This window comes from Streptomyces sp. NPDC005070 (assembly GCF_053600395.1).
The window spans coordinates 1-4502 of record NZ_JBSFZS010000275.1 but is presented as its reverse complement, the minus strand read 5'-3'; the positions used below and the strand labels follow the sequence as shown (position 1 = coordinate 4502).

Below are 4502 nucleotides of genomic sequence, written 5' to 3'. Positions count from 1 at the left end.
GCGCGCCCGAGGCGGCGGCCGCGGCGATCAAACCATTTCGGGTCACCCGTTTCATTCGTTCACTGCCTTCCTGATCACCGAGGGACTTCTCACGCGGGCCGCCGCTTCCTGAAGGGGCGCCACGCAGGCGCCACAGGAGGGAGGAGGGGCCCGGGCCCCTCCTCCCCTCTGTGCTGAAGCCGGGTCAGCGGGTGAGCCGATCGTCCTGCGCGCCGAGCCTCAGCCTGTCCTCACTCACCGGCCGAGCCCGAGCTGGATGGATGCCGCGTCGACCGTCTGGGCCAGCAGGACCGCGATGGTCATGGGTCCGACCCCGCCGGGGACCGGCGTGATCAGGCGGGCACGGGTGCGGGCGGTGTCGAAGTCGACGTCGCCGACGTTGCCGGGGTTGTATCCGGCGTCGATCACGACGGCCCCCGGTTTGACGTCCTCGCCGCTGATGAGCCGAGGCCGTCCCACGGCCGCCACGACAATGTCCGCCTCCCGCACGGCCGCGGCCAGATCGGCCGTCCGGGAGTGGCAGTAGGTGACGGTGGCGTCCCGGGCGAGCAGGAGCATTCCGACGGGCTTGCCGAGGATCGCGCTGCGGCCCACGACAACGGCACGCCGGCCCGCGAGTTCGACGTCGTACTCGTCCAGCAGCCGCATGATCCCGCCCGGGGTGCACGACGCGAAACCGGGCAGGGCGAAGCTCATCGCCCCGAAGGAGCTCATGGTGACCCCGTCGACGTCCTTCTCCGGCGCGATGGCCTCGAACGCCGCCCGCTCGTCGATGTGCGGGCCCACGGGATGCTGCAGCAGGATGCCGTGCACGCCGGCGTCCTGCGAGAGGGACCGGAGCCTCTCCACCAGCTCGGCGGTCGTCGTGGTGGCCGGCAGGCCGACGAGCCGCGACTCGATGCCCGCCTTCGCGCAACGGGCCCGCTTCATACGGACGTACGTCACCGACGCCGGATCCTCACCCACCAGCACCGTTGCAAGGCAGGGCGTCACACCGACGCGCCGCGCAAGCTCTGCCGCCCTGCCCGATGTCTCCTCGACGATGCGCCGGGCAGGGCCTACACCGTCCATGAGTTGGGCTGTCCGGGACTGGGACACGGTCGCCTCCAGGCGTCGCTGACCACTCGCCCAGGCGCACGGCATCGACCGATTCGTCAGACCGCTCCCCGGTGGTACTCCACCTCAGCGCCAGTCACGGCCCGCGCATCACTGTAGTGGACGCCCTGTGCGCCGCTCATGAACGGAGGATCAAAGATGCCCGCTCACGCGTAGGTGTGGAAGCCGCGGCCGGACTTCTTGCCCAGCAGACCGCCCTCGACCATGCGCAGCAGCAGCGGCGGCGGCGCGTACAGGGGCTCCTTGAACTCCTCGTACATGGCGCGGGCGATGGAGACGGTGGTGTCCAGGCCGATGAGGTCGGCGAGCCGCAGCGGGCCCATCGGGTGCGCGCAGCCCTGCGTCATGCCCTGGTCGACGACCTCGGCCGTGGCCAGGCCCGACTCGACCATGCGGATCGCGGACAGCAGGTAGGGGAAGAGCAGGGCGTTGACGAGGAAGCCGGCCCGGTCCGGGGAGGCGATCGGCTTCTTGCCCAGGGTGTCGCGGACGAAGACCAGCGCCCGTTCGCCGACCGACTCGTCGGTCAGGACCGAGGAGACGAGCTCGACCAGCGGCAGTGCGGGCACCGGGTTGAAGAAGTGGATGCCGAGGACCTGGCCGGGGCGGCGGGTCGCGGCGGCGAGCCGTACGACGGGGATGGAGGAGGTGTTGGTGGCCAGGATCGCGTCGGGGTCCTCGACGGTCTTGTCGAGGGTGGCGAACAGTTCCAGCTTGAGCTGCTCGTCCTCCTTGACCGCCTCGATGACCAGTTGGCGGTCCGCGAGGTCGGCGAGGTCGCGGGTGAAGGAGACCCGGGCCAGGGCCGCGTCGCGTTCGGGCGCGGTGAGTTTGCCCTTGGCCACGCCCCGGTCGAGGGAGGCGGCCAGCCGCCGCGGCGCGCTCACGAGCGAGGCCTCGGAGAACACCGCGACCTTCACGTCCAGTCCGGTCTTGGCGCACAGTTCGGCGATGCCGGTGCCCATGATGCCGCTGCCGGCGACGCCCACCCGCTCGATGCCGGCGCCGGCCTGGTGTGTGGACAAGGTCATGTCTGGGTCCCCCAGTTCAGAAGTGTCGCTCCGATCGACATGCCGCCGCCGAACCCGGCGAGCAGCACCAGGTCACCCCTCTTGAGGGCGCCGGTGCGGTTGGCCTCGTCCAGGGCGACCGGGACGGAGGCGCTGCCGACGTTGCCGTACCTGGTCAGCGTGCGGTGGGTGTGCGCGGCGCCGAGTCCGGTGCGCTCGACGACCTCGCCGAGCATCACGCCGTTGGCCTGGTGCGGTACGAAGTGGCCGACCGCGCCGATGTCGACGCCGGCCCTGGCGGTGAGGGCGAGGAGCGCGGGCGGGACGTGCTCGGCGACGAAGTCCCGTACCCCGCGGCCGTCCATCTTGAAGTAGTGGGCGCCCTCGGCGACGGTCGCCGCCGAGGCGGGTCGGCGGCTGCCGCCGGCCTCGACACGGATCAGATGGTGGGCGTCGCCGCGGCTGGCCAGATCGGTGGCGATGATCCCGTACGGGTCGGGGACCGTGCCGACGATGGCGGCGCCGGCGCCGTCGGCGAACAGGATCGCGGTCCTGCGGTCGGTGAAGTCCAGGATCCGCGAGTAGACGTCCGCGCCGATCACCAGGATGCGGGCGGCCGGGTTCACGGTCACCAGACTGTGGGCCAGCGCCAGGGCGTAGACGAAGCCGCTGCACACGACGTTGACGTCGAAGCAGGCCGCGGCGTAGGCGCCCAGGCCGTGCTGCACCAGGTAGGAGGTGGGCGGCTGCGGGAAGTCCCCGGTGGAGGTGGAGACGATGATGTGGTCGATCTGCTCGGGTCCGAGCCCGGCCTGCTCCAGGGCGCGTTCGGCGGCCTTGACCGCCAGGTCGGAGGTCGCCTCGTGGTCGGCGGCGTAGCGCCGGGATTTGATCTGCGTCTTGCGTTCGATCCACTCGGCGGTGACGCCGACGCGTTCGGCGACCTCGTCGTTGCCGACCTCGTGCTTGGGCAGGTAGGAGCCGGTGGAGAGTATGCCGATGCCCATGTCAGGACACCCCGGTGTGGTCGGGTGCGCCCGGGCGCAGCGGGTTGAGGCGCTGGGGGCCGATCTTCTCGCGCAGGGCGGGGTCGGTGACGCCGAGTCCTTGTTCGGGGGCGAGGCAGAGCACGCCGACCTTGCCGATGTGCTGGTTGTTCTGGACCAGGCGTGCGGCTTCGCCCACGTCCGCCAGGGGGAAGACCTCGGACAGGATCGGCGAGAGGTGGCCGAGCTGGAAGAGCCGGTTGCACTCGGCCTGTTCCTGGAGGTTCGCGGCGTGGCTGCCGACGATCCGTTTGAGGTTCATCCACAGGTAGCGGTTGTCGAAGTGGTGGTCGTAGCCGGTGCTGGAGCCGCAGGTGACGACGGTGCCGCCCTTGCGCACGACGAACACGGAGATCCCGAAGGTGGCCCGGCCGACGTAGTCGAACACGACGTGCGGGTCCTCGCCGACCTGTCGGCGGATCTCCCGTCCGAGTCGTTTGCCCAGCTCGATGGTGCGCTCGGGGGTGGGCGCGTCGTCGCCGCCCATGCCGATGTCGTTGCGGTTGATGACCACGTCGCAGCCCAGGTGGCGCAGCGCCTCGGCCTTGTGCTCGGAGCCGACCACGCCGATGGGGATTCCGCCCGCGTTCTTGACCATCTGCACCGCGAACGCGCCGAGGCCGCCGGTGGCGCCCCAGATGAGGACGATGTCGCCCTGCTTGATGCGGGCGCCGTTGTCGCCGACCAGCATCCGGTAGGAGGTCGCCGCGGTCAGCAGTACGCCGGCCGACTCCTCCCAGGTCAGATGGGCCGGTTTGGGCAGGAGCTGGCTGGCGCGGACCACCGCGTAGTGGGCGAGGCCGCCGAAGTTGGTCTCGTAGCCCCAGATCTTCTGCCCCTGCCCGAGCATCGCGTCGGCGTGCGTGGCCGGTTCCTGCTCGTCGACCTGGACACAGCTCACGACGACGTGGTCGCCCGTCTTCCAGTGCCGCACTCCGGCCCCGGCGCGTACGACGACGCCGGCGGCGTCCGAGCCGACCACATGGTGGGGCAGGTCGTGCCGGGCGGCCCAACCTCCTTGGCGGGCGCCGCGCTTGAGGAACTCGAAGGTGGGCACCGGCTCGAACGTCGCCGACCATACGGTGTTGTAGTTGATGGAGCTCGCCATGACGGCGACGACCACCTCGTCCGGCGCGATGTCCGGCAGGGGGACCTGTCCGACGTGCAGCGACTTGCGGACGTCGTTGTCCGCGACGCCGTCGAACATGCCGAGGTCCGCGGCCAGGAGGTGCGCCGCCTCGTAGTGGGAGGGGAGTTCGTGGCGCCCGAGTTCGTCCGGGCCGGCCCCGGACAGCAGGGCCTGTGTCAAAGAGTCCATGGCTTCCTATGC

General features: G+C 70.7%; 4 protein-coding genes and 1 riboswitch. All 4 genes read right to left on the bottom strand.

Going from position 1 to position 4502, the window contains the following annotated elements; all coding sequences use genetic code 11:
- Positions 1-234: 234 nt before the first annotated feature.
- The 4 genes from ACWEBX_RS37505 to ccrA all read right to left on the bottom strand — a co-directional run bounded on the left by ACWEBX_RS37505 (position 235) and on the right by ccrA (position 4490).
- Positions 235-1098 carry a bifunctional 5,10-methylenetetrahydrofolate dehydrogenase/5,10-methenyltetrahydrofolate cyclohydrolase gene (locus ACWEBX_RS37505; RefSeq protein WP_451889213.1) on the bottom strand — a complete coding sequence of 288 codons (864 nt, stop codon included), beginning with the start codon at positions 1096-1098 and terminating at the stop codon, positions 235-237.
- A gap of 21 nt (positions 1099-1119) precedes the next feature.
- Positions 1120-1206: riboswitch (ZMP/ZTP riboswitch) on the bottom strand.
- Positions 1207-1262: 56 nt separating this feature from the next.
- Entirely contained in the window at positions 1263-2147 is an 885-nt protein-coding gene (locus ACWEBX_RS37500) for a 3-hydroxybutyryl-CoA dehydrogenase (RefSeq protein WP_451889212.1), read from the bottom strand.
- Positions 2144-3133: a 3-oxoacyl-ACP synthase III family protein gene (locus ACWEBX_RS37495; protein WP_451889211.1), complete on the bottom strand. Its 990-nt coding sequence runs from the start codon at positions 3131-3133 to the stop codon at positions 2144-2146. Before ACWEBX_RS37495 ends, ACWEBX_RS37500 begins: the two co-directional genes overlap by 4 nt.
- A gap of 1 nt (position 3134) precedes the next feature.
- On the bottom strand, positions 3135-4490 hold the full coding sequence (gene ccrA, locus ACWEBX_RS37490; RefSeq protein WP_451889210.1) for a crotonyl-CoA carboxylase/reductase: 1356 nt from the start codon (positions 4488-4490) through the stop codon (positions 3135-3137).
- Between the last annotated feature and the right edge of the window lie 12 nt (positions 4491-4502).

Bases quoted from the DNA above. Each gene is read 5' to 3' on its own strand.
- ACWEBX_RS37500 (WP_451889212.1), bottom strand. From the start codon at position 2,147: ATGACCTTGTCCACACACCAGGCCGGCGCCGGCATCGAGCGGGTGGGC.
- ccrA (WP_451889210.1), bottom strand. From the start codon at position 4,490: ATGGACTCTTTGACACAGGCCCTGCTGTCCGGGGCCGGCCCGGACGAA.
- ACWEBX_RS37495 (WP_451889211.1), bottom strand. From the start codon at position 3,133: ATGGGCATCGGCATACTCTCCACCGGCTCCTACCTGCCCAAGCACGAG.